Raw genomic sequence first — 25,394 nt, 5'->3', positions numbered from 1 at the left:
ATCTCCAGATCAGCGATTTTTCCACTCAGGTTTGCGCTTCTCGAGGAAGGCATTCACCCCTTCGCGCTGATCTTCAGTATGGAACAGATCGACAAACAGCTCCCGCTCCAGAATATAGCCCTGATCCAGCGTACGTGTGCGGCCTGATTGGATCAGCGTCTTGCATGCCGATACTGCCGAAGGGCTCTGGCTACCGACCTGTTCCGCCAGTGCCAATGCCTGCTCCAGTGCCTGACCCCGCTCAACCACCTCTTCTACCAGGCCGATCGCAAGCGCCTTGTCGGCCTTGACCTGCTCACCGCACAGAATCATCCGCTTGGCCCAGCCTTCGCCGACCAGCAGCGTCAGGTTCTGCGTGCCACCAGCACAGGGCAGCAAGCCGACTTTTGCCTCAGGCAGTGCCATGACCGCCTGCTCCTCGGCAATACGCAGATCACATGCCAGCGCAACTTCCAGTCCGCCACCCATCGCATAGCCATTTATGGCTGCGATAGAGACACCACGGAAACGGCTCAGTGTTTCGAATGCCTGGCCAAACAGACGCGCCATATCCCGCGCGACGCTGCGATCACCATCGGCAAACAGTTTGAGATCGGCGCCGGCTGAGAAAAATTTCTCACCCTGGCCTGTCAGCACCAGACTCCAGATATCACGATCGGCATTCAGCTCTTCGATAATGCTGACCAGCGCCTGCAGGCTGTCTGCCGTCCAGGTATTGGCTGGCGGGTTGTTCATGGTCAGTAGTGCTACGTGACCGCGTTTTTCTACCCGAATCGCATCGGACATATCGCTTATCTCCCTCACAGTTCGTTGTCGGCGTCTGCCAGCAGACGGCGTGCAATGATCACACGCATGATCTCGTTGGTGCCTTCCAGTATGCGATGAACACGACTGTCACGCAGATAGCGCTCCATCGGATACTCCTTGATATAGCCATTGCCACCGTAGAGTTGCAACGCCTCGTCACAGATCTGATAACCGGCATCGGTGGCAAAGCGTTTGGCCATGGCGCAGTATGTGCTGGCGTCCGGATCCTGTCGATCCAGTTTGCTGGCTGCCAGCCTGACCATCTGTCGTGCGGCCACCAGTTCGGTCGCCATATCGGCCAGACGGAACTGCAGCGCCTGAAAATCCGCCAGACGCTGACCGAACTGCTTGCGCTCCAGCATATATTCACGCGCCTTGTTCAGCGCCTGCTGCGCCGTGCCGACCGAGCAGGCAGCGATATTGATACGCCCGCCATCCAATCCCTTCATTGCCAGCACGAAACCTTCACCTTCCTCACTGAGCAGGGCTTCAGCCGGTACTCGGACATCCTCAAAGGTGATCATCCGTGTCGGCTGGCTATTCCAGCCCATCTTGTCCTCTTCACGCCCATAGCTGATCCCTTCCGCTCTGGCATCCACGGCAAAAGCCGATACGCCGCGAGCGCCCGGACCACCGGTTCTGGCCATCACCACCAGCAGATCGGTGCTGCCGGCACCGGAGATGAACATCTTGCTGCCATTGATCACATAGTGATCGCCTTCACGGCGGGCGGTTGTTTTCAGCGAGGCGGCATCCGAACCTGAGTTGGGCTCGGTCAAGCAATAGGAGCCGAGCAAGGCACCCGTGGCAAGCCCTTCGCCCCACTGCTCTATCACAGCAGGTGAGCCAAAGCTGGTCACCATCCAGGTCACCATGTTGTGAATAGTCAGGTACGCCGTAGTCGAGGTGCACCCCATCGACAGACGTTCAAAAATGATGCTCGCATCCAGACGGCTCAAACCCAACCCGCCGACGCTTTCGGGTGCATAGATGGAACAGAAACCGAGTTCACCGGCCTTGCGCAGCACATCGACCGGAAAGATGTGTTCATGATCCCACTGGGCAGCATGAGGCTCCAGTTCGTTGCGCGCAAAGGCCGATGCCATATCGACAAACGCAACCTGATCTTCGTTTAATTCAAAATCCATCCTATCCCCCTGAAACAGGGCGCCAAGCGCCCTGAAACTGATGACTACACTGACTCAGCGCTGATTATCTGAGCTGAATCGTCATATTGGGACCGGAGGCGATATCGTCCTCGAACCAGCGCGCCGTAACGGTTTTGGTTTCGGTATAGAAACGTACCGCCTGCTTGCCATAGGCGTGCTGATCGCCGTAGAAAGACTTACGCCAGCCAGTGAAAGAGAAGAATGGCAGTGGTACCGGTACTGGCACGTTGATCCCAACCTGACCGACCTGTATCTCATGCTGATATTTACGTGCAGCAGCACCCGATGCAGTGAAGATCGAGGTACCGTTGCCATAGGGGTTCTCGTTGATCAGCTTGATCGCCTCTTCCAGCGTATCCACCTCCAGCACGATAAGTACCGGGCCAAAGATCTCCTCACGGTAGATCGACATATCGGTGGTGACATTGCGGAACAGTGTTGGCCCCACCCAGTTACCGTCAGGGAATCCCGGTACAACGCACTCGCTGCCATCGAGCAGACACTCGGCACCGGCATCCTTACCCTCCTGAATAAAGCGCAGCACACGCTCTCTGGACTGAGGATTGATCAGAGGGCCATAGCCTGCCTTCGGATCGTCCCAGGCACCTGGCTGAACCTGCGCCAGTGCCTCTTTCAGATCAGGGATCCACTCACGCGCCTGACCGACAAACACCGCTACCGAGATCGCCATGCAGCGCTGACCACCAGCACCGACCGAAGAACCAACGAGGTTGTTGATCACCTGCTGTTTCTGCGCATCCGGCATCACCACCATATGGTTCTTGGCGCCGGCAAACGCCTGTACACGCTTCATATGATCGGTACCGGTCTTGTAGATATGCTCACCAACAGCCACTGAGCCGACAAAGGAGATCGCCGGTGTATCCGGATGAACCAGCAATTGATCCACCACCTCTTTGGTGCCATGCACTACCTGCAACAGTCCATCCGGAGCGCCAGCTTCCTGGAACAGCTCAGCCAGACGCATTGGCGTCAGCGGGTCCTGCTCGGAGGGTTTCAAAACAAAAGTATTTCCGCAGGCGATTGCCATCGGGAACATCCACAGCGGGATCATCGCAGGGAAGTTGAAAGGTGTGATACCGACACAGACGCCCAGTGGCTGGGTGTAGCTGTAGCAATCCACCTTACGCGCGACGTTTTCAACTGTTTCACCCATCGACAGAGAGGCGATATTGCAGGCATGCTCTACCACTTCAATACCACGCCAGACATCACCCTTGGCGTCTTCGAAGGTTTTACCGGTTTCGCCGCTCAGAATCGTGGCGATCTCATCATGATGCTCCTTCAGCAGCGCCTGATAGCGCAGCATCACGCGGGCACGCTCAGATACGGGCACCTCTTTCCAGGTCTCGAATGCCGCCTTGGCCGAAGCTACCGCCTGATCCACCTCTTCAGCTGTAGCACAGGGCACCTGAGCGATCACCTCCTGTGTGGCCGGATTAGTCACGGGAATCCACTGACTGGTCTGACTCTGCACCATTTTACCGTTGATCAGGAGAGGAACTTGATGTGTCATGGTCGATACCTTCAATTAATGATTTATTGTTATTCATTGCACTTTACTGTGTTAGATACGCCCCTGGGCAAAGGGTTCTTACGTATACGTCAAGCAAGGTGCTGAAATCGTTGTCATGCCTCTATTTTTATCACATGGGCGGGAACGCAAGGATTGATAATATTGCTGATATGATGGACTATATTGCGCATCAATAAGGGAAATTACTCATACCAAGGTATAAGAGGTGACACAATATGAGCCATCCTTCCGACTGGCCCTTGCCACAGGACAGCATTCGCTTTGTACTGCCACGGAGAATGGTATCCCAGCTTGCAAATCACCCCTTGAGCAGACAGCTCTACCCATTGGGTATCGGTTACTATCAATATGCCAAAGGGCATCAGATGTCGCGCCAGCAGCATGATGACAACCTGCTGATCTACTGCCTGGAGGGTCAAGGGAGGCTGGAGGCCTGCGGTAAAAAGAGAATAATCCAGCCGGGTGAACTGATGCTGCTGGCAAAAGGTACCGAGCACACCTACCATGCAGACCCCTATCGCCCCTGGACCATCTACTGGATCCATTTTGATGGTGAGCTGAGCCAGGATTTCATCGACCAGATCAATCCCGACGTTCAGAACCCGGTTGTTCCGCTGGGTCTGCATTCAAGACTGGTGGCAGACTTTGAGGCGCTGCTGGATACCCGCCAGGCCAGCCACCATCTCAATGCGTTTCTGCATAGTGCCAATCTGCTGCGCCAGATAATGACACATATTGTGCTGCTCAAACCGCTGGGCAAGCGGCAAGCCAACGACACTTTCGATCTGGAGAAGATTCACAGTCTGATGCAGGCACGGCTGCATGAGCAACTGGACGTCGACACGCTGGCCAATGCTATTTCGATGTCCAAGTTCCACTTCATCAAGAAGTATGGTGAACTCACCGGAACCACCCCGATCAACCACTTTATCCAACTCAAGATAGAACGCGCCTGCCACCTGCTGGATGTCACCAGCAAGAGCATCGCTGAAGTAGGCTGGGCGATCGGCTATGAAGATGCGTACTATTTCTCGCGTATTTTCAAGAAAATCATGGGGATATCACCCAGCCATTATCGCCGTATCAGGCTGGGAGCCTCCTCCTACAAGAGCTGATCAGTTGACAGGGGCACCGGCCGCATTGGCCAGCACGGCTGCCTGCTCAGTATCTCTGGCTGGTGATGAGAGCCAGTGCTCCAGATGAGGTCTGATCAGCTCTGCCAAGGCATCAATATGAACAGGCTCGGCATTCAACGCAGGAATATATTCATAACGTTGACCACCAGCATGCTCAAAATACTCGCGATTCTCTTCCTCTATCTCCTCCAGTGTTTCCAGGCAATCCGCTGAGAAACCGGGGCAGAACACCTGTACTGACGTGATACCTTCGCCCGGAAGTGCCTTCAGGGTCATATCGGTATAGGGCTTGAGCCACTCTTCACGACCGAAACGAGACTGAAATGTGGTGCGATATTGACTGGCATCCAGTCCGAGCCGTTCGGCCAGCAATCGTGACGTCTTGAAACATTCACAATGGTAGGGGTCACCATTAAGGAGATAGCGCTTCGGGATACCATGATAGGAGAGCAGCAGCAGATCTGCCCTGCCCTTGTCAGCCCAGTAAGCTTCGATATGCTTCGCCATCGCCTCGATATAGGGGGGGAAATCATGGTAGTGACTGATGAATGTCAGATCCGGAAGCCAGCGACGCTGCATGAAATCCGCGGCAACAGCATCAAAGGTCGACCCACTGGTGGAGCCGGAGTACTGAGGATAGAGGGGCAATACCAGCAAGCGAGTCACCCCCTGCTGTTGCATTTTATCCAACACCGAACTGATTGAAGGATTTCCGTAGCGCATGGCAAATTCGACCACCACACGATCACCATGGATCTGCTGCAACTGCTCTCGCAGCGCAGCGCACTGATCCTGGGTATGCAGCAGCAGCGGCGAACCGCGCTCGGTCCAGACCTTGCGATAAGCAGCGGCTGATCTGCGTGGGCGGATATTCAGAATCACACCATTCAGTATCAGCCACCACAGTGGCCGTGGCACTTCGACAACACGAGGGTCTGATAGAAACTCCTTGAGATACCGGCGCAGGGCTGACGGGGTTGGTTCATCCGGTGTTCCAAGATTGGTGATCAATACACCCAGCTTGTCAGCCTGACGATGAGAGAAATTTTCTACACCCTTGAAGCCCATGAAATCCTTCCTGTTTCGCGTGAAATTGCAGCCTGCTGCCAGGCTCCTGAAGATAGCTAAACGCTATTTAACCAGAAATCGGATCACAGTTCGGCAAGTTTTCGTTCTCACCGCACTGTGACCCTGCAAGATCCGACAGGAAGTGATGGCGATCAGATCAGCTCGATCGCAACAGCAGTCGCTTCACCACCGCCGATACAAAGCGAGGCTACGCCACGTTTCAGGCCACGACGCTGCAACGCATAGAGCAGTGTGACCAGAATCCGTGAACCACTGGAGCCGATCGGATGCCCGAGTGCGCAAGCCCCACCATTGACATTGACCTTCTCAGGATCCAGTCCCAACTGCTGCTGGGCCAGCATGGTAACCACAGCAAAGGCTTCGTTGATCTCATACAGATCGACGTCATCTTTACTCCAACCTGCCCTGTCCAGCACCTTGCTGACAGCACCGATCGGCGCCAGCGTGAACTCATCCGGCAGTTGTGCGTGGGTTGAGTGAGCAACGATACGCGCCAGCGGTTTCAATCCACGACGCTGCGCCTCGCTGTCACGCATCAATACCAGTGCCGAAGCACCATCGGAAATGGAGCTGGCATTGGCTGCAGTTACTGTTCCATCTTTGGCAAACGCGGGTTTCAACGTGCGGATTTTATCCACCTTCGCCTTGCCCGGCTGCTCATCAATTTCTACCAGGAGATCCCCCCCACGCCCGCTCACCGTCACAGGTGTGATCTCATCTGCAAAGTCACCCTGTTCTATGGCCCGCAGTGCACGGGTCAGTGATGAGATGGCAAAATCATCCATCGACTCACGTGTCACCTGATACTGGTCTGCGGTTTTCTGCGCATAGCTGCCCATGAGACCACCCTTGTAGGCATCCTCCAGACCATCCAGGAACATGTGATCCAACACCTGACCATGCCCCATGCGCATCCCTTCACGCGCCTTGGGCAGCAGATACGGCGATTGGCTCATGTTTTCCATGCCACCCGCAACCATGACATCAGCGCTGCCAGCCAGCAATTGATCATGTGCCAGCATCACCGCCTTCATACCGGAACCACACATCTTGTTCACAGTGGTACAGCCTGCTGCTACCGGAATACCGGCACCCAGCGATGCCTGTCGTGCTGGCGCCTGCCCAAGGCCTGCTGGCAGCACGCAACCCATGACAACCTCATCCACCTGATCAGCACCAAGCCCTGCGCGCTCAACGGCAGCCTTGATGGCTGCTGCACCCAGCGCTGGCGCTCGCACGGAGCTGAGCGATCCCTGCAAACCACCCATGGGGGTGCGGGCAGCACCTACGATTACAATGGCATCAGACACTTTTACTTACCTCGAATTGCTCGGCTCACACTCTGGATTTAAAACCTGGGCTCAACCCCTGCTTTAAACCCAGCTTTAAACCAAAGGGTCAATAACATTACTTTCAACAGCAGATCAGTTGAAGTTCTTCTTCATGAACTTCTGCACCTCACCCACAATACCGGCACGGAATGCCAGCACACAGATCACAAAGATCCCGCCCAGTATCACGTTGACCCAGTCGCCCAGAGGGCCCTGAGCCAGTTGATGCTCCAGACTGACCACAAAAGCGGCACCAATAACAGGGCCCAGTAAGGTGCCGACACCTCCGAGCAATGTCATCAGGACCACTTCACCGGACATATGCCAGTGGGCATCAGTCAGCGAAGCCAGCTGGAATACGATAGTCTTGACCGAGCCCGCAAGCCCAGCCAGTGCAGCCGAAATCACGAAAGCCACCAGCTTGTAATGATCCGTGTTATAACCCAGCGACGTGGTCCTGGCTTCATTTTCCTTGATCGCCTTCAGAACATAACCGAAGGGAGAGTTGATGGTTCGCTGGACCAGTGCAAACCCCAACACAAAGATGGCGAGTACGAAGTAGTACATCGACAGATTATCCTGCAGGCTGATCACGCCAAACAGATTCCCTCGCGGTATACCATGCAGACCATCTTCTCCCCGGGTGAAGTCGGACTGAACGTAGAAGAAAAACACCAACTGTGCCAGTGCAAGCGTGATCATGGCAAAGTAGATCCCCTGCCTACGAATCGCAATGAGTCCAAACACCAGTCCAAGCATTGTTGCCGTCGCAGTACCGGCCAGTATTCCCAGCTCAGGCGTCAGACCACTGTATGTTGTAAGCAGGTAACCGGTGGTATAACCACCGGTTGATAGAAAGGCCGCATGCCCGAAGGAGAGCAGGCCCACATAGCCCAGCAACAGGTTGAATGCCACTGCAAACAGCGCGAAGCAGAGGACCTTCATCAGAAAAACGGGGTAGATCACGAAAGGTGCTGCCAGCGCCAGCGCCAGCAGAACCAACTGAAAAATCAGACGTCGACGATCAGATCTGCGCTGCTGCTCCAGACCGACATTATGGACAGCAACGGAAGAGAGAGACTGTGACATGATTATGCCTCCTTACCAAACAGACCTGCAGGACGCAGCAGGAGAACGACCACCATCACCAGGAAGATGACAGTTGATGAAGCTTCCGGATAAAACACCTTGGTCAGCCCCTCTATGATGCCCATTCCAAGACCGGTCAGAACAGCACCGATAATGGAACCCATACCACCGATGACAACAACGGCAAACACGACAATCAGAAGATTAGCTCCCATCACCGGTGATACGGAGTAGATGGGTGCAGCCAGTACCCCGGCAAACGCTGCAAGCATGACACCGAAGCCATAGGTCAGTGTCACCAGCAGTGGGACGTTGATACCAAAAGCCTGCATCAGCTTGGCATTTTCAGTACCCGCTCGCAGATAGGAGCCGAGCTTGGTTTTCTCAATCATGAACCAGGTACCAAAGCAAACCACCAATGCGGCAACAATGACCCAGGCACGATAATAAGGCAGAAACATGAATCCGAGATTCACGCCTCCCCGCAGTGCTTCAGGAATGGGGTAACGCATACCTGAAACCCCGTAAATATTGGTAAAGACCCCTTGTATCACTAACGCGATACCAAAAGTCAGCAACAGGCTGTAGATATGATCTTCATGGGCTATACGGCGCAGCAGAAAGCGCTCCAGGAATATTCCGAAGATGCCGACCAGCACTGGAGAGAGAATCAATGCCACCCAGTAATTGACACCCAGGGTGTTAAGCAGCACAACAGCGCACAAAGCACCCAGCATATACAGGGCACCATGAGCAAAGTTGATGATTTTGAGCAGGCCAAAAATAACCGCCAGCCCCAGACTCAGTAAGGCATAGAAAGCCCCGTTAATCAGGCCCAGCAATAACTGTCCATAGAGAACAGCCAAAGGCACTCCGAATAGCATGGTCATGTGATACAACCTCAATATGTGGCTTTGTCAGGCAGCCGGTATGACACCGACCTCTGAGCAGCACCCCCCACTTTTTCTCGGGCAGGGAGTGCTTTTTTCAGTTTACCGAATCAGTTGTTAACCAGTTTGCACTGGCTTTCAGACAGAGGGCGGTAAGCCTGATCACCTGGAATGGTACGAATGATCTTGTACAGATCCCATTCACCGGTTGACTCCGCTGGTTTTTTCACTTCAGCCAGATACATATCATGAACCATGCGACCATCTTCACGGATATAACCGCCTTTGGCGAACATATCATTGATTGGCGTGGCTATCATCTGTGCACGTACTGCCTGAGCTTCATCGGTACCCGCTTCCTTGACCGCATTCAGGTAGTGCATGGTGCTGGAGTAGATACCTGCCTGAACCATGGACGGACGAACATTAGTGCGCTCATAGAAACGATCTGCCCAAGCGCGCGCATCATCATCCATATCCCAGTACCAGCCGGTTGTCAGCTGAATACCCTGAGCGGTTTCGACACCCAGTGCATGCACATCGTTGAGGAACAACAGCAGTGCCGCCAGTGTCTGGCCAGACTGAGTCAGACCGAACTCACCCGCTGTAGTGATGGCGTTGATGGTGTCGGAGCCAGCGTTAGCCAGTGCCACAACATTAGAACCGGAGGTCTGAGCCTGCAGGATGAAAGAGGAGAAATCAGAAGTCGGGAAAGGATGACGCACAGCCTGAGAAACCTTGCCGCCATTTGCCTCAACCACACTGCGGACATCACCTTCCAGAGCATGACCAAAGGCATAGTCGGCAGTCAGGATAAACCAGTCATCTCCACCCTCATCAACCACCGCCTTGGCTGTTCCGTGAGCCAGTGGGTAAGTGTCATAAACATAGTGGATATGGTTGGCGGTGCAATGCTCATTGGTGATACTGGATGCAGCTGAGCCGGATACGATACCCAGACGGTTGCTCTGCTCCAGAATACGGGTAGCGGCGATAGATACGGATGAAGCAACCAGGCCGGCGACCATGTCGACGCCATCACTTTCAACCCACTGACGCACAGTACTTGAAGCAACATCAGGGCTGTTACGGTCATCCGCGCTGACTACCGTGATGCGCGCACCATTCACTTCTCCACCAAAATCCTCAACCGCCATACGCAAGGCTTCCAGACCATTGGGACCTGCAAGATCACGATACATGCCGGACATATCCGCCAGATAGCCGATCCGAATCTCATTATCACTGATCGTTGCCTGCGCTCCGCCAGCCATAAGGGTTGATGCGATTGCTGCAACTAACGTCTTCTTGATCATTTTCATTGATTTCTCCGTCGCCGTACCGGCTATTGTTTTTGTTTTCTGGTAACTCTGCGAAGCCCTGCAATCCCTCAGTCAAACCTGAGTCAGCTTGCAGGCATTCTGACGATCACACGCATCATGCGAGTCCCGCCCAGCACCTAAACACCCAGATAGGTGTTCAGTAGGTCTTTCTTGGATTCCAGTTCATTGGCTCCAATCTCATGCACTATCTGACCATGCTCCATTAGATAGTGTCGGTCTGCCAGCGGAGCCGCAAAACGGAAGTTCTGCTCCACCAATACAATCGTCAGCCCCTTGGCCTTCAATCGCATCAGCACCTCTGCCAGTTTTTGCACGATAACCGGAGCAAGACCCTCTGTGATCTCATCCAGCAAGAGCATGTTTGCACCCGTGCGCAGGATGCGGGCCATCGCCAGCATCTGTTGCTCACCACCCGACAAGCGTGTTCCCTGGCTGCGCCTGCGCTCATACAAATTGGGGAACATGTCGTAAATCTCATCCAGGCTCATACCGTCACTGCGTACCTTGGGCGGCAACAACAGGTTTTCCTCAACGTCCAGGCTGGCAAAAATGCCGCGCTCTTCCGGACAGTAGCCAACACCCAACTGTGCGATATGATGCGGAGCTGTCTGAATGGTCTCGTTACCGTTGATCATGATGGAGCCGGTTCGGCGCCCCACCATATTCATGATCGACTTCAGGGTTGTACTGCGCCCTGCGCCATTACGACCAAGCAGAGTAACCAACTCACCGCGGCGGACAGTCAAGTCTATCCCATGCAGAATATGGGACTCACCGTAGAAGGCGTGCAGATCGGAGATACGCAGCTGCTCGTAATCAGGTTTAACTGCATTAGTCATCAGTGGGCTCCCTCTACTTCAGCTTCTTCGCTGCCCATATAGGCCTCACGCACCTGAGGATTGGCAGACACCGTTTTGTAATCGCCTTCAGTCAGGACAGCACCGCGTGAGAGCACGGTGATTCGGTCACAGAGCTTGCTGACGACGCCCAGGTTATGCTCAACCATCAGCACAGTTCGCCCCACTGCCGCCTGGCGAATAAGCTCCACCACTCGATCAACATCCTCATGCCCCATACCCTGAGTCGGCTCATCCAGCAGCATCAGCTCCGGCTCCATTGCCAGGGTGGTAGCCAATTCAAGCGCCCGTTTGCGGCCATAGGACAACTCAACCGTCTGCGTATTGGCATACTCCTCCAGCCCCACAGACTTGAGCAACTCATAGGCTCGCTCATTCAGGCTGTTAAGCACTTTCTGAGATTTCCAGAAATGGAAGCTGTGACCCTCAAAACGCTGAAGTGCCACGCGCACATTTTCAATTGCGGTCATATGTGGAAACACAGCCGAGATCTGAAAGGAGCGTACGATACCCTTGCGGGCAATCGCTGCCGCTTTCATAGAGGTGATATCAGTACCATTGAACAGTATCTGTCCTGATGTAGGGGTCAGAAACTTGGTCAGAAGATTGAATACAGTGGTCTTGCCCGCCCCATTAGGACCGATCAGAGCATGTATATGGCCACGCTGAATCGATAGATTGACATCATCGACTGCAATAAAACCCTTGAAACCCTTGACCAGATTGCGGGTTTCGAGCACGTAGTCTGTACTCATGTATACCAAGCCTCTTTTTATTGTTGTTAAAGGGGCAAATTCCCTGCTTGCGACTTACCTTAACGTAAGCCTGAGATGCAAACTAGCAATTTCCACTAAGGGATTACAACTACTACTTTAGTCTAATATACCCATCACAAACACCACAAAATAGTAGATTTATACTTTAAATTCAAATAATTAAAATAAAATTAGCACTTCTTTAAGTGAGGATATTTTTTTATTTTTCACTTTACGTTAACGTCAACTTTGATTAACCTGATTTCAACAATCCAGGTGCTATCCATGAATAAGACCCATGAATAAAAAGAAATCCTTTTCCATCAGCGAGCTTGCCAGCGAGTTTGACGTCACCACTCGCAGCATCCGCTTTTATGAAGATCAGGGGCTGCTGAAACCCACACGCCGCGGGCAGACACGTATCTACAGCTCAAAAGATCGCGTCAGGTTGAAACTGATCCTGCGCGGCAAGCGCCTGGGCTTTTCTCTGGCAGAAACGCGCGAACTGTTCGACCTGTGGGATGAAACCCTCGTCGGCAGCGAAAAGCAGCTCAAACTGATGTTGGCTACAGTTGACAGCAAGCGTGCGCAACTGGAGCAACAAATGAAAGATATCGCCATGGTTCAACTGGAGCTAGACAGTGCCGAGATGCGCTGTCGCGAAGCACTCAACGAACTGAAACAGCAACAGCTCTCCGACAAGCAGGCTGATCAGCAGCCACTTGAACAGCTATAACAAAGGTAATGGACATGATCTCTCAATACTCTGAACTGAACTTCGGCCTGGGCGAAACCATCGACATGCTGCGTGAGCAGGTCAACAGTTTTGCTGCCAATGAAATTGCGCCACGTGCCGAAGCGATAGATCGCGACAACCTGTTCCCTAATGATCTGTGGCGCAAGTTTGGCGACATGGGCTTGCTGGGTATCACCGTCAAGGAGGAGTACGGCGGTGTCGATATGGGTTATCTGGCACATGTGATTGCGATGGAAGAGATCAGCCGTGCGTCTGCATCCGTCGGCCTGTCCTACGGCGCTCACTCCAACCTTTGTGTTAACCAGATCCATAAGAACGGCTCTGAAGAGCAGAAGCAAAAATATCTGCCGAAGCTGCTCAGCGGTGAACATATCGGTGCACTGGCTATGTCTGAACCGAATGCCGGCTCCGATGTAGTATCGATGAAACTGTCGGCCCGTGATGCCGGTGACCACTATGTGCTGAACGGCAACAAGATGTGGATCACCAACGGCCCTGATGCCAATGTCTATGTCATCTATGCCAAAACAGATGTGAATGCCGGCCCCAAAGGGATCACGGCTTTTATCGTCGAGCGTGACACTGAAGGCTTCACCCAGGCCCAGAAGCTGGACAAGCTCGGTATGCGCGGCTCCAACACCTGCGAACTGGTGTTCCAGGATTGCAAGGTGCCTAAAGAGAACATTCTGGGTCAGCTCCATGGCGGCGTTCGCGTACTCATGAGCGGTCTGGACTATGAGCGCCTGGTCCTGTCTGGTGGTCCTCTGGGCATCATGCAGGCAGCGATGGATATAGCTGTTCCCTACATTCGCGACCGCAAGCAGTTTGGTCAGGCGATCGGCGAGTTCGAACTGGTTCAGGGCAAGATTGCTGATATGTACACGCGCATGAATGCGGCCCGCTCCTATGTCTATATGGTGGCCATGGCAGCTGATCGCGGTGATACCACACGTAAGGATGCAGCAGGAGCGATCCTCTACTCAGCCGAGATGGCCACCCAGATCGCGCTGGACTCCATCCAGCTGCTCGGTGGTAACGGCTATATCAATGAATACCCGACAGGCCGCCTGCTGCGTGATGCCAAGCTGTATGAGATCGGCGCCGGCACCTCCGAGATTCGTCGTATGCTGATCGGCCGTGAGCTGTTCCTCAACAAATAATTCGGATATCAGGAGCTGCCCATGACGATATTGCAGAGCAAGATCAACACCCGGTCCGATGAGTTTCGGGCCAACCATGAGTCGATGGCCAGTGCGGTTGCCGACCTGCGTGATAAAGTCGCCACCATCGAACAAGGCGGTGGCCCCAGCTATCAGGAGCGCCACCTGGCACGCGGAAAACTGCTGCCACGTGAGCGTATCAACCGCCTGCTCGACGAAGGATCACCCTTCCTCGAGCTGTCGCAGATGGCTGCCTACAATGTCTACGGTGAGGATGTCCCGGCTGCCGGTATCATCACCGGTATCGGTCGTGTGTCCGGTATCGAGTGCATGATTGTTGCCAACGATGCGACTGTTAAAGGGGGCTCCTATTACCCGCTGACAGTGAAGAAACATCTGCGCGCTCAGGAGATCGCCGAGCAGAACCATCTGCCGTGCATCTATCTGGTCGATTCCGGCGGCGCCAACCTGCCCCGTCAGGATGAGGTGTTCCCCGATCGCGATCATTTCGGCCGTATTTTCTACAATCAGGCACGCATGTCCTCCAAGGGGATCCCTCAGATCGCCGTGGTGATGGGCCTGTGTACTGCAGGTGGTGCCTATGTGCCGGCGATGGCGGATGAATCAATCATCGTTCGTAATCAGGGCACTATCTTCCTCGCGGGGCCTCCGCTGGTGAAAGCCGCTACCGGCGAGGTGGTCAGTGCCGAAGAGCTTGGCGGTGCCGATGTGCACTGCAAGGTGTCCGGTGTTGCCGATCACTATGCCGAGAACGACCTGCATGCATTGCAGATTGCTCGCAGTTGCATCGCCAACCTGAATCGCCGCAAAAAAGTCGAGCTGGATATTGTGGCGCCGGTTGAACCGCGCCTCAGTGCCGAGGATATCTACGGTATCGTCGGCACTGATCTGCGCAAGCCCTATGATGTGCGCGAGATCATCGCCCGCATCGTGGATGGCTCCGAATTCGATGAGTTCAAGAAACTCTACGGCCAGACACTGGTCACCGGATTTGCGCATATCTACGGATATCCTGTCGGCATCATCGCCAATAATGGCATTTTGTTCGGCGAATCCGCACAGAAAGGCGCCCACTTCATAGAGCTCTGCTGTCAGCGCAATATCCCCCTGCTGTTCCTGCAGAACATCACCGGCTTCATGGTCGGTCGCAAATATGAATCGGAAGGTATCGCCAAGCACGGTGCCAAGATGGTGATGGCCGTCGCCTGTGCCAATGTGCCCAAGCTGACCGTCCTGATCGGTGGCAGCTTCGGTGCCGGCAACTATGGCATGTGCGGTCGCGCTTACAACCCTGACTTCCTGTGGATGTGGCCTAATGCCCGCATCTCGGTGATGGGTGGTGAGCAGGCAGCCGGCGTGATGGCAACCGTCAAACGCGAAGGCCTTGAGCGCACTGGCAAGGAGTGGTCAAAGGAGGATGAAGCCAGCTACAAACAACCGATCATCGATACCTACGAGCATCAGGGTCACCCCTATTACGCCAGTGCGCGCCTGTGGGATGACGGTGTTATCGACCCCATCCAGACGCGTGAAGTGATCGGCATGGGCCTGTCAGCCACACTGAACCGACCCGTGACGGAAACCCGTTTCGGCGTGTTCAGAATGTAATCGGAGACAGCCATGAGTGATAAAACAGAAGTGGTCCTGCTCGCGCGCAACCCGAATGGGGTTGCCGAGCTGATCCTGAACCGCCCGGATAAGCACAACGCTTTTGATGACACCATCATCCAGTCTCTGATCAGCCGACTGGAAGAGGCTGAGCAGGATAATACTATTCGCGTTCTGGTGCTGCGCTCCAACGGTCGCAGCTTCTCAGCAGGGGCTGATCTCGGCTGGATGAAGCGCATGGCGCAGAACAGCCATCAGGACAACCTGGAAGATGCTGGCCATCTGGCGAAGCTGATGGAGCGCCTGAACCATCTCAGCAAACCGACCATCGCTCTGGTTCAGGGTGCTGCCTATGGTGGTGCCGTGGGCCTTGCAGCCTGCTGCGATATCGTGATCGCCAGCGAGCAGAGTCAGTTTTGCCTCAGTGAAGTGCGTATCGGTCTGATACCTGCCGTGATCAGCCCCTATGTTGTGCGCGCCATCGGCGAGCGTCAGGCGCGGCGCTATTTCGTCACGGCGGAGCCCTTCTCGGCACGTGAGGCGCAGCAGTTCGGCCTGGTGCATGAAGTGGTCGCAGACAATGCACTGCTGGACGACGCCTGCCAACGCTATATCGACGTGATGAGCAAGAACAGCCCCTGCGCGATGCAGGCAGCCAAATCACTGATCCATGCGGTCAGCCATAAAGTGATCACTGACGAGGTGATCGATGATACCGCACGCCGTATCGCCGATATTCGCGTCAGTGAAGAGGGACAGGAGGGCCTGAGCGCATTCCTGAACAAGCGCCAGCCTAACTGGATCCAGGAGACAGATAACCATGTTCAGTAAAATTCTGATAGCCAACCGTGGTGAGATCGCCTGCCGGGTCATCCAGACCGCACACAGGCTGGGCGTCCGCTGCGTGGCAGTCTATTCCGAGGCGGATCGCAATGCCCGTCACGTAGCCATGGCGGATGAAGCCTTTCTGCTGGGGCCAGCTCCCAGCAATGAAAGCTACCTGCGTATCGACAAGATCATCGAGATCGCAAAACAGAGCGGTGCTCAGGCGATCCATCCGGGCTATGGCTTCCTGTCGGAGAATACCGATTTTGCACAGGCCTGTGCTGATAACAATATCGTCTTTATTGGCCCACCCTCCTCCGCTATCGCGGCGATGGGTTCCAAGTCAGCGGCCAAGTCGATCATGCAGGATGCCGGTGTACCCCTGGTACCCGGCTATCACGGTGCCGATCAGTCACCTGAACTGCTGCGCAAGGAGGCTGAAAAATGCGGTCTGCCCCTGCTGCTCAAAGCAGTTGCCGGTGGCGGCGGTAAAGGGATGCGTGTGGTTGAGTCGCTGGATGAGTTTGACGCTGCACTGGCAGCCGCTCAGCGCGAGGCGAAAAATGCCTTTGGCAACCCTGACATGCTGATTGAGCGCTACCTGACCCAGCCACGCCATGTCGAGATCCAGGTGTTCTGCGATGCGCATGGCAATGGCGTCTATCTGGCTGAGCGCGACTGCTCGGTGCAGCGCCGCCATCAGAAGGTACTGGAGGAAGCACCGGCACCTGGCCTGTCGGATGCCACGCGCAAGGCGATGGGTGAAGCAGCGGTCCGTGCAGCCCAGGCGATCGACTATGTCGGCGCTGGCACGGTCGAGTTCCTCTACGATGTCGATGGCTCTTTCTTCTTCATGGAGATGAATACCCGCCTGCAGGTGGAGCACCCGGTCACCGAGATGATTACAGGTCAGGACCTGGTGGAGTGGCAGCTGCGCATCGCCTTCGGTGAACCACTGCCGCTGCTGCAGGAACAGATCCGTATTCGCGGTCATGCGCTGGAAGTACGTGTCTATGCAGAAGACCCGGACAATGATTTTCTGCCCGCCACCGGTACCCTGCGTTATCTGCGCACCCCGGATGAAAGCGCTCATGTGCGGGTCGACACCGGCGTGGTTGAGGGTGACGAGGTCAGTATCCATTATGACCCGATGATCGCGAAACTGATTGTCTGGGACGACAGCCGCGAACAGGCGATCAATCGCATGGTACAGGCGCTGGAGCACTATCGCATCAGCGGTGTTAAAAACAACATCCGCTTCCTGCATGCACTGGCCGATGCCCAGCCCTTCCGCGAAGAGCAACTGGATACCGGCTTCATCACCAAGCATGAAGCCCTGCTCTTCCCGACACCCCGCCTCGACCCACATCGGGCGCTGGTATTGGCGGCTGGATTCTTCCTGCAGAAAAGCAAGGCACAAACACAGCGCAGCAATGATCCCTGGTCGCCCTTCGGCCGCCAGAACAGCTGGCGCATGAACTCCCAGTACGCCAGACCGATGCAGTTGATGGTTGGTGAAACCCTGCACGATCTGAAGATTCTGGAGCGTGATCAGGGTTATCAGGTCTGTGTCGGTGGCAGCGTCTATGACCTGAATGCGTCACTCCAGGACGATCACCTGCAGGCTGTCATCAACGGCCACCGCATGAGTGTTCACGGCCATGTGCACGACAATCAACTGACTCTGTTCCATGAAGGCGAGAACTTTGTCTGCACCCTGCATTATGAAGATTTCGGCAGTCAGGATCAGGCAGCAGAGGGTAGCCTGCAGGCACCGATGAACGGTGCCGTTGTTGCCGTGATGGTGAAAACAGGCGATGACGTGAAAGCCGGACAGACCCTTGTCATCATGGAAGCGATGAAGATGGAGCATGCGATCAAGGCACCCAAGGCAGGTGTGGTGAGCGAGATCTACTTCCTGGAGGGTGACATGGTTGCAGAGGGTGCAGAGCTGATTGCCGTGACTGTTCATGACGAAGCAGAGAATAAAGAGGAGGAAAAGTAATGGCTTTTCCGACTCAGGTACGCCTGTTTGAAATGAGCCCACGCGATGGCCTGCAGAACGAAGCAGGCCCGGTGATTGCGACCGATATCAAGGTTGAACTGATCAACCGCCTGAGTGCCTGTGGCCTGACCCATATCGAGGCCGCCAGCTTTGTATCACCCAAGTGGGTTCCCCAGATGGGGGATGCTGCAGAGGTGATGGCAGGTATTGAGCGCAAATCCGGTGTGGTGTACTCCGCTCTCACTCCCAATTTGAAAGGGGTTGAGGGAGCGATCGCTGCACAGGCTGATGAGGTGGCAGTTTTCAGTGCCGCCTCCGAAGCCTTCACCCAGAAGAACATCAACTGCTCCATCGCCGAAAGTCTGGAGCGTTTCGTGCCGGTGATTGAAGCAGCCAAGGCTCAGGGGATACGAGTGCGTGGTTATGTTTCCACCGTACTCGGCTGTCCCTATCAGGGCGAGATAGCACCAGCTCAGGTCGCAAGCGTCGCACGTGAATTGCTCGATATGGGCTGCTATGAGATCTCACTGGGTGACACCATCGGTGTCGGCACCCCCCTGAAAGCCAAGCGGATGCTGGAAGCCGTGACGCGGGAGATTCCGGTTGAAAAGCTGGCCGCTCATTTCCATGACACTTACGGTCAGGCACTTTCCAACCTTTATGCTGTGCTGGAAGAGGGTATCAGTGTGGTCGATGCCTCCGTGGCCGGCCTTGGTGGTTGCCCCTATGCAAAAGGTGCCTCCGGCAATGTCGCCAGCGAAGATGTGATCTATCTGCTGCAGGGGTTGGGCATTCAGACCGGTGTCGATCTGCAGCAGCTGGTCAACACCGGCTACTGGATCACACGCCAGCTGGGCCGACATAACGGCTCAAAGGTCGCTCAGGCACTGGGTGAGAAAATCTAACTCAAGCAAATAAGATATGGAGCAACTGATGTCACAGTCAGAACGGATTACAGCACTCGACCTACGCATCCCGCAGACTACTGATCTGCCGGAGAATGTGCAGAAGTACTTTGCCAAGTGTGATGAAAAGCTCGGCATGATCCCCAATGTGCTCAAATCCTATAGCCAGAATCTGGCTCAGTTTGAGGTGTTCACGCGCTTTTATAATGAGCTGATGTTTGGCGAGAGCGTTTTGACCCCGCTTGAGCGGGAGATGATCGCCGTGGTGGTCTCCTCCGAGAACAAATGCTTCTACTGCCTGACCGCTCATGGCGCCGCCGTGCGTGAATATTCCGGCAATCCGATGCTCGGCGAGCAACTGGTCATGAACTACAGAACAGCAGAGCTTGATGCACGTCAACGCGCCATGCTGGACTTTGCCTGCAAACTGACCCAGTCACCCGATGCCATCATCGAGAGCGATCGCGAAGCACTGCGTCAGGCTGGATTCGATGACCGGACCATCTGGGATATCGCCAATATTGTCGGTTTTTACAATATGACCAACCGGATCGCCAGTGCGGTAGAGATGCAACCGAACCCGGAGTACCACGCACGCTTCCGTTAAACCGGATTATTCAGCTGTTCACCTGTTCATCTGGTGAAGAGCAAGCGACGACTATTTTAAAAATAATATTGATCCAATAACAAAAACAATTGGAGTCAGAACATGAGTAAAACGCTACCCAGCTACACCAGTGGCACGGCAGAACAACCTCTGATCGGCATGACGATCGGCGACATGTTTGACGCAACCGCCAATCGCTACCCGGACAATGACGCACTGATCGTACTGCACCAGAATATTCGCTGGAGCTACCGGGAACTGCAGGCAGAAGTGAACCGCTGCGCCCGCGCCCTGCTCAGCATCGGTGTCAAACCCGGTGATCGCATCGGCGTCTGGTCACCCAACCGCTATGAGTGGACAGTCAGCCAGTTTGCCACCGCCAAAGTCGGCGCAATACTGGTCAATATCAACCCCGCCTATCGCCTGCATGAGCTGGAATATGCGCTGAACCAGTCAGAAACACGCTTCCTGATCTCGGCAGACAGCTTCAAGAGCTCCGACTATCGCCATATGATCTATGAACTGGCTCCCGAGCTGAAGATGTGCGGAGAAGGCCAGTTGAAATGTGCCAAGCTGCCGCATCTTCAAGGCGTTATCAATCTGGACAGCAACAAGCACCCAGGGATGTGGAGCTGGAACGAGTTCATGCTGGGCAGCGAAGCAACCACTCAGGAAGCGGTCGATGAGATCCAGGCGCAACTGCAGTTTGACGATGCGATCAATATTCAGTACACCTCCGGCACTACAGGCTTCCCGAAAGGGGCTACGCTGTCACACCACAATATTCTGAACAACGGCTTTTTTGTGGCCGAGAGCATGCGCTTCACCGATCAGGATCGTCTGGTGATACCGGTGCCGCTGTACCACTGCTTTGGCATGGTGATGGGTAACCTGGGCTGCGTCACACACGGCGCCACCATGATCTACCCTGAAGAGGGTTTTGAGCCAGGCGCAGTGCTGCGTGCCGTGCATCAGGAGCGCGCAACAGCGCTGTATGGCGTACCGACCATGTTTATCGCCGAACTGGAGCACCCTGAATTCAACGATATGGATCTGTCATCCCTGCGTACCGGCATCATGGCCGGCTCCATCTGCCCGACCGAGGTGATGAAGCAGGTGATCGAAAAGATGCATATGAGCGAAGTCCAGATCGCCTACGGCATGACCGAAACCAGCCCTGTATCCACCCAGACAGGTGCCGATGATCCGATTGCCAAGCGCGTCTCCACTGTCGGTCGTACCCAGCCTCATCTTGAAAGCAAGGTGATCGACCCTGCCACAGGCCGCATCATGCCTCGTGGCGAGATCGGCGAGCTGTGCACTCGAGGCTACAGTGTGATGCTGAAATACTGGAATAACGACAAGGCGACTGCCGAAACCATAGACGAAGCAGGCTGGATGCACACAGGTGATCTGGCGATCATGGATGATGAGGGTTATATCCAGATCGTAGGCCGTATCAAGGATATGGTGATTCGCGGTGGCGAGAACGTCTACCCGAAAGAGGTGGAGGAGTATCTCTATACCCACCCGGCCATATCCGATGTACAGGTGACCGGCGTGCCAGACAAGAAATATGGTGAAGAGCTGATCGCCTGGGTAAAACTGCACCCGGGCGCAGAGGATGTGACAGCAGAAGCGCTGCGTGAATTCTGCAAAGGCAAAATCACTCACTTCAAGATCCCGCGTTACTTCAAGTTTGTCGATCAGTTCCCGATGACAGTGACTGGCAAGATACAGAAGTTCAAGATGCGTGAGATTTCCATTGAGGAGTTGGGACTGAAGGACGACTGATCCGTACTTCTCTGGATCAGCCGGAGGTTAGCAGGAGGGTGTTGAAGCACCTCTCCTGCTGCGCTTTGATACTCAGATTGTAACTACCGAGCAAATATTGCATCAAACGTACCGTCACTCTTCATCGACCTCAATCCAGCATTGAATTTTTCCAGCAAGTCGGTGGCATCATTATTAGCTCTGGAAAAAACCAGATAAGACTCAGAGGCTTTCAGCGGCTTTTCACTGACCGTCACTCTCGACAACTCATCCTCAGACAACTTGTCCTGAAACATCTGCCACCCCACCACCTCATCCATCGGCAGCAGATCTATCCTGCGCGACATCAACATCAGCAGCCCCTGCTCATCAGACGACACCACCTGCTGATGCAGCAGTTTGCGCTGTCCAAGCGCCCAGAACTCGGGTGTATAGGTATAACCCCGGGTTGCCCCGAAAGTGAGATGGGACAGGTCAGACAACTCCTGCCAGTGCGGTACGTCAAGACTCTTCAGGTGAAAAAACACTTCACGATGTTCATGAATCGGATCACTGAGCAGATAGTCCTTCTCCAGATCAGGACTGTAATACCAAAAGGAGCTGGCATCACTCTCACCGACCGCAACACTTTCCAGCGCTCTGGCCCAGGGCAGAAACTGATACTCGGCCACCACACCCTGACGCCTGAAGGCCTCGGTGATCGCCTGATTGATCAAGCCATAATGTTCATGCTGCTCTGTCGTGAAAGGTGCGTACTCACCGGTGCTGATTGTGATATGAAGCTCATCGGCCTGGAGGTTGGCACTCAATATCAGCAGTACACTGCCCAGTAATCTGATCAAAGCTGACAACATGACGACATGTCCAATAAAGGGGTGTCTAAGTATTGATCAAAAATGATGATGGCGCTTTAACTCTGGCGACAAAAAGCTGTCTGTATACTCCTTTATACGTATGGAGGATGCTTTATTTTCGGGGCGGGTCACAGCTTAGCGGGTAATCGCTGCTCCACTGCAGCTAGCTGATCATCCCTGAAAATAAAAAGGCGCTCATAAGAGCGCCTTTTACAGCCATTACAACACCTCAACGTGTGTCAATATCAGTGTTCAACATGCCTTTTCATGATGGCATAGTTGGCTAGAACGCTCCCGCCCTGCAGAGTGCCATTTTGAAAGCTGGTCAGCTTATAGGCAACAGCAGCACGGCCGTACCTGGCTGGACTCCACCTCACATAGCTCACGCCCTCAATCAGCTCATTGCTCGCAATGGCGTAATGTCTCACATCACCTCCATCAATGATCATGGCGCCCTGGTCACCGAAGCTGACCACATTCACGCCGTAGCACAGCGCCGGTTCAACCTGAATAGTAGGGAGTGGGGTTATTTCAACGTCCAATGCCATTCCCTCCTGATGTTTCAACGCTGGTAACTTATTCATCTGCCACAACGGTACAACATTAAATACAACACTCAGACTTGGACCTCCCGGCTTGGCTGGGAATGCAAATGAGTCGCACTGTCTTAGCTCACCATTGACCATAATCTCGTCCCATGGTGAGAGTGGCTCTTCATATCCGATTAAGGGGTAGCTGATGATCCAGTCTGTCTGAGCATTGATACTCGCATCCATCGTGACATCATTACCGAGCATGTCCTCAGATACCTGTAACAGCTGATTCAAACGATACGCCCCCTCCCTCGCACTGCTCAGATCAGGCTTGTCTGCCTGTGGCTTAGCGTGCACTGGGTTGTGCATGAACTCACGAAACGCAATAGCCGGATATTCAGTCGCCAGCCCCTTGGCAACATTGACCAGCATCATCTCACCCGACAGTTCAGCATAGGGTGGTACCAGCGTCTGTTGTGCAACACCTGATAGCCAGCGCCCACCTCGCGACCAGCTACCTATCTGGTCGCAGCTTTCACCCACTGTTTCCGGTGGTGTTGGCAAGGCATATACCTCAACCATCCCCATTGAAGTCGGCAATGCAATTTCTGCACCTGCACCCTCCATCTGAGTCGACCCTGTCACCAGACAGCCACCCTCGGCTACCCTCAGCACGCTCCCATCGCCTTGTGCACTCAGGCTGGCACGCCAGGTTGAGCTGTTATAGACATTGAAGCTGGTGACCTTCTCGCCATCATATCCTTCACGGATCAAGACGCGGAAAGCGCCGCTGTCACCCGGCTGATGGCTGATATTCAGATAGGAGTCCCACCCCTGCTGCGTACTGAAAAAGGAAAACAGCAGTACCTCTCCCACCCCATCATCACCCAATACCTGAGCCTGACCCGGCAGTGCGTTTAACAGCAGACTTCCAGCAGCAAGCGCTTGCAGGCCCCAGGTTTTGATCTTTGATTGACTTTTCATCATCTCATCCTTGTTTCTATTCTGTCATTGTCAAACTATCAGGGCTTCTGTGTCTGATGCTGCTGCATCACGGCGTAGTTGGCCAGTACACTGCCACCTGAGAGCGTCCCATTTACCAGGGTCGTCAGTCTGAATGCCACTACCGGCTGAGGCTGTGCCATTGTCCACTTGACCCTGTTGGATTGACCGACTAATAGATCTGCGGGGATACGGTTAAGCAGGCTGCTCTGCTCATCAGCCAACCAGGATTGCTTATCACCGAATGCAACGAAGTTAACGGCATTGCACAGCGACACATCCGCTTCAGGCGAAGCGTTGCTTACCTGAGAGTCGGTCCCGGCACTGCTGATCAACATCCCTGTTTGCACCGCGGGAACCAGCGTAACAGAGGGGCGGCCAGCTTTGGCCGGCAGCCCGAAGGTATCACAATAGCGTTGAACGCCATTCAGTGTGACCTGATAGGGCTTGGTATAGCCATAGCCCTGCAACGGGTAGCTGATGATCCAGTCAGTGCGCGCATCGACGCTGTCCAGTAACGTGACATCATTCGTTAATGAGGAGGCGCGCAGGGCATCGGCAACCAACTCCAAGCCTTCTGCCGGGGTAACATCACCCCACAGTGGGGGATCAAAACTGTTCAAGCGCGGCCTGGCATCTGTCAGGTTGGGGTGCGCACTGGAAGGGGCTGTATGAGGCAAGCCTGCATTGAATCGGTTTAGACCAACTGGAATATACTGAGCGGCAAGCCCCCTCTGAACATTGATCAGAATCATTTCGCCAGTCAATGTGCTAGGGTAACCAATGCTGGGAGCGTTTGCTGACCAGCTTCCTCCCGGCCCCCAACGCCCTGAAATTGTAGAGCAACTGAGGGAACGGATGTTTTCCCATTCAACAAAATTTCCGCTTTCAGCATCACCTTCTGAATAGACTTCAACCATCCCTACAGATGCACCGATCTGAATTTCAGCGCCAGCTCCCTCTACAAAGCCGTCCTCATGGACCAGACAGCTCCCTTCGGCCACTCGCAGGGTGGTACCACCTGCCTGCTGGCTGAGACTGGCACGCCAGACAGAGCTGTTATAGACATTAAAGCTTCTGACTACGGTTCCCGACTCTGCATCACGAAACACAATGCGGGCAAAACCATGTGGACTTTGAATATTCAGATAGGAATCCCAGCCCAGCTCAGTGGTATAAACCGGAAAAAGGAGAACACTCCCTTTACCAGATTCAATAGTGACTGCCTGAGCAGACAGACTACCGAGCATGGCAGCAGCAATACCTAATTGGAGTGTGTGTTGCTTGAAAAACTTCAGCATGATCAGATCCTTGATTCTA

Annotated in this window: 22 protein-coding genes; 9 read left to right on the top strand and 13 right to left on the bottom strand. The window is 54.3% G+C overall.

Annotation, left to right across the window (positions count from 1 at the left end; all coding sequences use genetic code 11):
• Positions 1-9: 9 nt before the first annotated feature.
• From F7R27_RS16860 to F7R27_RS16850, 3 genes are all read right to left on the bottom strand, one after another.
• Positions 10-786 (bottom strand): enoyl-CoA hydratase, encoded by a 777-nt coding sequence (locus tag F7R27_RS16860; protein ID WP_151705440.1) that lies wholly within the window; start codon positions 784-786, stop codon positions 10-12.
• Between the two features lie 14 nt (positions 787-800).
• Positions 801-1,955 carry an acyl-CoA dehydrogenase family protein gene (locus F7R27_RS16855; RefSeq protein ID WP_151705439.1) on the bottom strand — a complete coding sequence of 385 codons (1,155 nt, stop codon included), beginning with the start codon at positions 1,953-1,955 and terminating at the stop codon, positions 801-803.
• A 64-nt stretch (positions 1,956-2,019) separates the two neighbouring features.
• The gene (locus tag F7R27_RS16850; protein ID WP_151705438.1) at positions 2,020-3,513 is read right to left on the bottom strand and encodes a CoA-acylating methylmalonate-semialdehyde dehydrogenase; all 1,494 of its coding nucleotides are present in this window, start codon (positions 3,511-3,513) and stop codon (positions 2,020-2,022) included.
• A gap of 236 nt (positions 3,514-3,749) precedes the next feature.
• On the opposite strand from F7R27_RS16850, the gene F7R27_RS16845 reads away from it, so the two are divergent.
• The gene (locus tag F7R27_RS16845; RefSeq protein WP_151705437.1) at positions 3,750-4,649 is read left to right on the top strand and encodes an AraC family transcriptional regulator; all 900 of its coding nucleotides are present in this window, start codon (positions 3,750-3,752) and stop codon (positions 4,647-4,649) included.
• Here the strand turns inward: F7R27_RS16845 and hemH are convergent, their stop codons facing one another.
• The 7 genes from hemH to F7R27_RS16810 form a co-directional block, all read right to left on the bottom strand.
• Positions 4,650-5,738 (bottom strand): ferrochelatase, encoded by a 1,089-nt coding sequence (gene hemH / locus F7R27_RS16840; RefSeq protein ID WP_151705436.1) that lies wholly within the window; start codon positions 5,736-5,738, stop codon positions 4,650-4,652.
• A gap of 152 nt (positions 5,739-5,890) precedes the next feature.
• Positions 5,891-7,069 (bottom strand): acetyl-CoA C-acyltransferase, encoded by a 1,179-nt coding sequence (locus tag F7R27_RS16835; protein WP_151705435.1) that lies wholly within the window; start codon positions 7,067-7,069, stop codon positions 5,891-5,893.
• Positions 7,070-7,183: 114 nt separating this feature from the next.
• Positions 7,184-8,179: a branched-chain amino acid ABC transporter permease gene (locus F7R27_RS16830; RefSeq protein ID WP_151705434.1), complete on the bottom strand. Its 996-nt coding sequence runs from the start codon at positions 8,177-8,179 to the stop codon at positions 7,184-7,186.
• Positions 8,180-8,181: 2 nt separating this feature from the next.
• A complete protein-coding gene (locus tag F7R27_RS16825; protein ID WP_151705433.1) occupies positions 8,182-9,069 on the bottom strand; it encodes a branched-chain amino acid ABC transporter permease in 888 nt (295 codons plus the stop codon).
• A gap of 110 nt (positions 9,070-9,179) precedes the next feature.
• Positions 9,180-10,391: an ABC transporter substrate-binding protein gene (locus F7R27_RS16820; RefSeq protein ID WP_151705432.1), complete on the bottom strand. Its 1,212-nt coding sequence runs from the start codon at positions 10,389-10,391 to the stop codon at positions 9,180-9,182.
• A gap of 137 nt (positions 10,392-10,528) precedes the next feature.
• Positions 10,529-11,251 (bottom strand): ABC transporter ATP-binding protein, encoded by a 723-nt coding sequence (locus F7R27_RS16815; protein ID WP_151705431.1) that lies wholly within the window; start codon positions 11,249-11,251, stop codon positions 10,529-10,531.
• Positions 11,251-12,024: an ABC transporter ATP-binding protein gene (locus tag F7R27_RS16810; RefSeq protein ID WP_151705430.1), complete on the bottom strand. Its 774-nt coding sequence runs from the start codon at positions 12,022-12,024 to the stop codon at positions 11,251-11,253. Before F7R27_RS16810 ends, F7R27_RS16815 begins: the two co-directional genes overlap by 1 nt.
• A 298-nt stretch (positions 12,025-12,322) precedes the next feature.
• Here F7R27_RS16810 and F7R27_RS16805 point away from each other — a divergent pair, with 298 nt between their 5' ends.
• The 8 genes from F7R27_RS16805 to F7R27_RS16770 all read left to right on the top strand — a co-directional run bounded on the left by F7R27_RS16805 (position 12,323) and on the right by F7R27_RS16770 (position 21,706).
• Positions 12,323-12,760, top strand: a complete 438-nt coding sequence (locus F7R27_RS16805; RefSeq protein WP_151705429.1) for a MerR family transcriptional regulator — start codon at positions 12,323-12,325, stop codon at positions 12,758-12,760.
• A 14-nt stretch (positions 12,761-12,774) separates the two neighbouring features.
• Positions 12,775-13,941 (top strand): isovaleryl-CoA dehydrogenase, encoded by a 1,167-nt coding sequence (locus F7R27_RS16800; RefSeq protein WP_151705428.1) that lies wholly within the window; start codon positions 12,775-12,777, stop codon positions 13,939-13,941.
• Between the two features lie 21 nt (positions 13,942-13,962).
• The gene (locus F7R27_RS16795) at positions 13,963-15,570 is read left to right on the top strand and encodes a carboxyl transferase domain-containing protein (protein ID WP_151705427.1); all 1,608 of its coding nucleotides are present in this window, start codon (positions 13,963-13,965) and stop codon (positions 15,568-15,570) included.
• Positions 15,571-15,582: 12 nt separating this feature from the next.
• Positions 15,583-16,401, top strand: a complete 819-nt coding sequence (locus tag F7R27_RS16790) for an enoyl-CoA hydratase/isomerase family protein (RefSeq protein ID WP_151705426.1) — start codon at positions 15,583-15,585, stop codon at positions 16,399-16,401.
• The gene (locus tag F7R27_RS16785; RefSeq protein ID WP_151705425.1) at positions 16,391-18,400 is read left to right on the top strand and encodes an acetyl/propionyl/methylcrotonyl-CoA carboxylase subunit alpha; all 2,010 of its coding nucleotides are present in this window, start codon (positions 16,391-16,393) and stop codon (positions 18,398-18,400) included. Before F7R27_RS16790 ends, F7R27_RS16785 begins: the two co-directional genes overlap by 11 nt.
• The gene (locus F7R27_RS16780; RefSeq protein WP_151705424.1) at positions 18,400-19,305 is read left to right on the top strand and encodes a hydroxymethylglutaryl-CoA lyase; all 906 of its coding nucleotides are present in this window, start codon (positions 18,400-18,402) and stop codon (positions 19,303-19,305) included. Before F7R27_RS16785 ends, F7R27_RS16780 begins: the two co-directional genes overlap by 1 nt.
• Before the next feature lie 28 nt (positions 19,306-19,333).
• Complete coding sequence (locus tag F7R27_RS16775; protein WP_151705423.1) at positions 19,334-19,912, top strand: peroxidase-related enzyme; 579 nt, start codon at positions 19,334-19,336, stop codon at positions 19,910-19,912.
• 102 nt (positions 19,913-20,014) lie between these two features.
• Positions 20,015-21,706: an AMP-binding protein gene (locus F7R27_RS16770; protein ID WP_151705422.1), complete on the top strand. Its 1,692-nt coding sequence runs from the start codon at positions 20,015-20,017 to the stop codon at positions 21,704-21,706.
• An 83-nt stretch (positions 21,707-21,789) separates the two neighbouring features.
• Here F7R27_RS16770 and F7R27_RS16765 read toward each other — a convergent pair whose 3' ends face one another.
• The 3 genes from F7R27_RS16765 to F7R27_RS16755 all read right to left on the bottom strand — a co-directional run bounded on the left by F7R27_RS16765 (position 21,790) and on the right by F7R27_RS16755 (position 25,375).
• Entirely contained in the window at positions 21,790-22,539 is a 750-nt protein-coding gene (locus F7R27_RS16765; RefSeq protein ID WP_151705421.1) for a substrate-binding periplasmic protein, read from the bottom strand.
• Positions 22,540-22,784: 245 nt separating this feature from the next.
• Positions 22,785-24,056, bottom strand: coding sequence for a hypothetical protein (locus tag F7R27_RS16760; RefSeq protein WP_151705420.1), 1,272 nt, complete (start codon positions 24,054-24,056; stop codon positions 22,785-22,787).
• Positions 24,057-24,094: 38 nt separating this feature from the next.
• Positions 24,095-25,375, bottom strand: a complete 1,281-nt coding sequence (locus tag F7R27_RS16755) for a hypothetical protein (protein ID WP_151705419.1) — start codon at positions 25,373-25,375, stop codon at positions 24,095-24,097.
• Positions 25,376-25,394 lie beyond the last annotated feature (19 nt).

Origin of the sequence: Nitrincola alkalilacustris (assembly GCF_008973755.1) — a bacterium.
In the GTDB taxonomy this organism is placed as follows: domain Bacteria; phylum Pseudomonadota; class Gammaproteobacteria; order Pseudomonadales; family Balneatricaceae; genus Nitrincola; species Nitrincola alkalilacustris.
Note: the sequence above shows the minus strand (reverse complement) of the source record. Positions and strands in the feature narration are given on the sequence as shown.

What these genes read in the sequence shown, in the direction of transcription:
- F7R27_RS16860 (WP_151705440.1), bottom strand. Translation starts at nt 786, where the DNA reads ATGTCCGATGCGATTCGGGTAGAAAAACGCGGTCACGTAGCACTACTG.
- F7R27_RS16855 (WP_151705439.1), bottom strand. Translation starts at nt 1,955, where the DNA reads ATGGATTTTGAATTAAACGAAGATCAGGTTGCGTTTGTCGATATGGCA.
- F7R27_RS16850 (WP_151705438.1), bottom strand. Translation starts at nt 3,513, where the DNA reads ATGACACATCAAGTTCCTCTCCTGATCAACGGTAAAATGGTGCAGAGT.
- F7R27_RS16845 (WP_151705437.1), top strand. Translation starts at nt 3,750, where the DNA reads ATGAGCCATCCTTCCGACTGGCCCTTGCCACAGGACAGCATTCGCTTT.
- hemH (WP_151705436.1), bottom strand. Translation starts at nt 5,738, where the DNA reads ATGGGCTTCAAGGGTGTAGAAAATTTCTCTCATCGTCAGGCTGACAAG.
- F7R27_RS16830 (WP_151705434.1), bottom strand. Translation starts at nt 8,179, where the DNA reads ATGTCACAGTCTCTCTCTTCCGTTGCTGTCCATAATGTCGGTCTGGAG.
- F7R27_RS16825 (WP_151705433.1), bottom strand. Translation starts at nt 9,069, where the DNA reads ATGACCATGCTATTCGGAGTGCCTTTGGCTGTTCTCTATGGACAGTTA.
- F7R27_RS16820 (WP_151705432.1), bottom strand. Translation starts at nt 10,391, where the DNA reads ATGAAAATGATCAAGAAGACGTTAGTTGCAGCAATCGCATCAACCCTT.
- F7R27_RS16815 (WP_151705431.1), bottom strand. Translation starts at nt 11,251, where the DNA reads ATGACTAATGCAGTTAAACCTGATTACGAGCAGCTGCGTATCTCCGAT.
- F7R27_RS16810 (WP_151705430.1), bottom strand. Translation starts at nt 12,024, where the DNA reads ATGAGTACAGACTACGTGCTCGAAACCCGCAATCTGGTCAAGGGTTTC.
- F7R27_RS16805 (WP_151705429.1), top strand. Translation starts at nt 12,323, where the DNA reads ATGAATAAAAAGAAATCCTTTTCCATCAGCGAGCTTGCCAGCGAGTTT.
- F7R27_RS16800 (WP_151705428.1), top strand. Translation starts at nt 12,775, where the DNA reads ATGATCTCTCAATACTCTGAACTGAACTTCGGCCTGGGCGAAACCATC.
- F7R27_RS16795 (WP_151705427.1), top strand. Translation starts at nt 13,963, where the DNA reads ATGACGATATTGCAGAGCAAGATCAACACCCGGTCCGATGAGTTTCGG.
- F7R27_RS16790 (WP_151705426.1), top strand. Translation starts at nt 15,583, where the DNA reads ATGAGTGATAAAACAGAAGTGGTCCTGCTCGCGCGCAACCCGAATGGG.
- F7R27_RS16785 (WP_151705425.1), top strand. Translation starts at nt 16,391, where the DNA reads ATGTTCAGTAAAATTCTGATAGCCAACCGTGGTGAGATCGCCTGCCGG.
- F7R27_RS16780 (WP_151705424.1), top strand. Translation starts at nt 18,400, where the DNA reads ATGGCTTTTCCGACTCAGGTACGCCTGTTTGAAATGAGCCCACGCGAT.
- F7R27_RS16775 (WP_151705423.1), top strand. Translation starts at nt 19,334, where the DNA reads ATGTCACAGTCAGAACGGATTACAGCACTCGACCTACGCATCCCGCAG.
- F7R27_RS16770 (WP_151705422.1), top strand. Translation starts at nt 20,015, where the DNA reads ATGAGTAAAACGCTACCCAGCTACACCAGTGGCACGGCAGAACAACCT.
- F7R27_RS16765 (WP_151705421.1), bottom strand. Translation starts at nt 22,539, where the DNA reads ATGTTGTCAGCTTTGATCAGATTACTGGGCAGTGTACTGCTGATATTG.
- F7R27_RS16760 (WP_151705420.1), bottom strand. Translation starts at nt 24,056, where the DNA reads ATGAAAAGTCAATCAAAGATCAAAACCTGGGGCCTGCAAGCGCTTGCT.
- F7R27_RS16755 (WP_151705419.1), bottom strand. Translation starts at nt 25,375, where the DNA reads ATGCTGAAGTTTTTCAAGCAACACACACTCCAATTAGGTATTGCTGCT.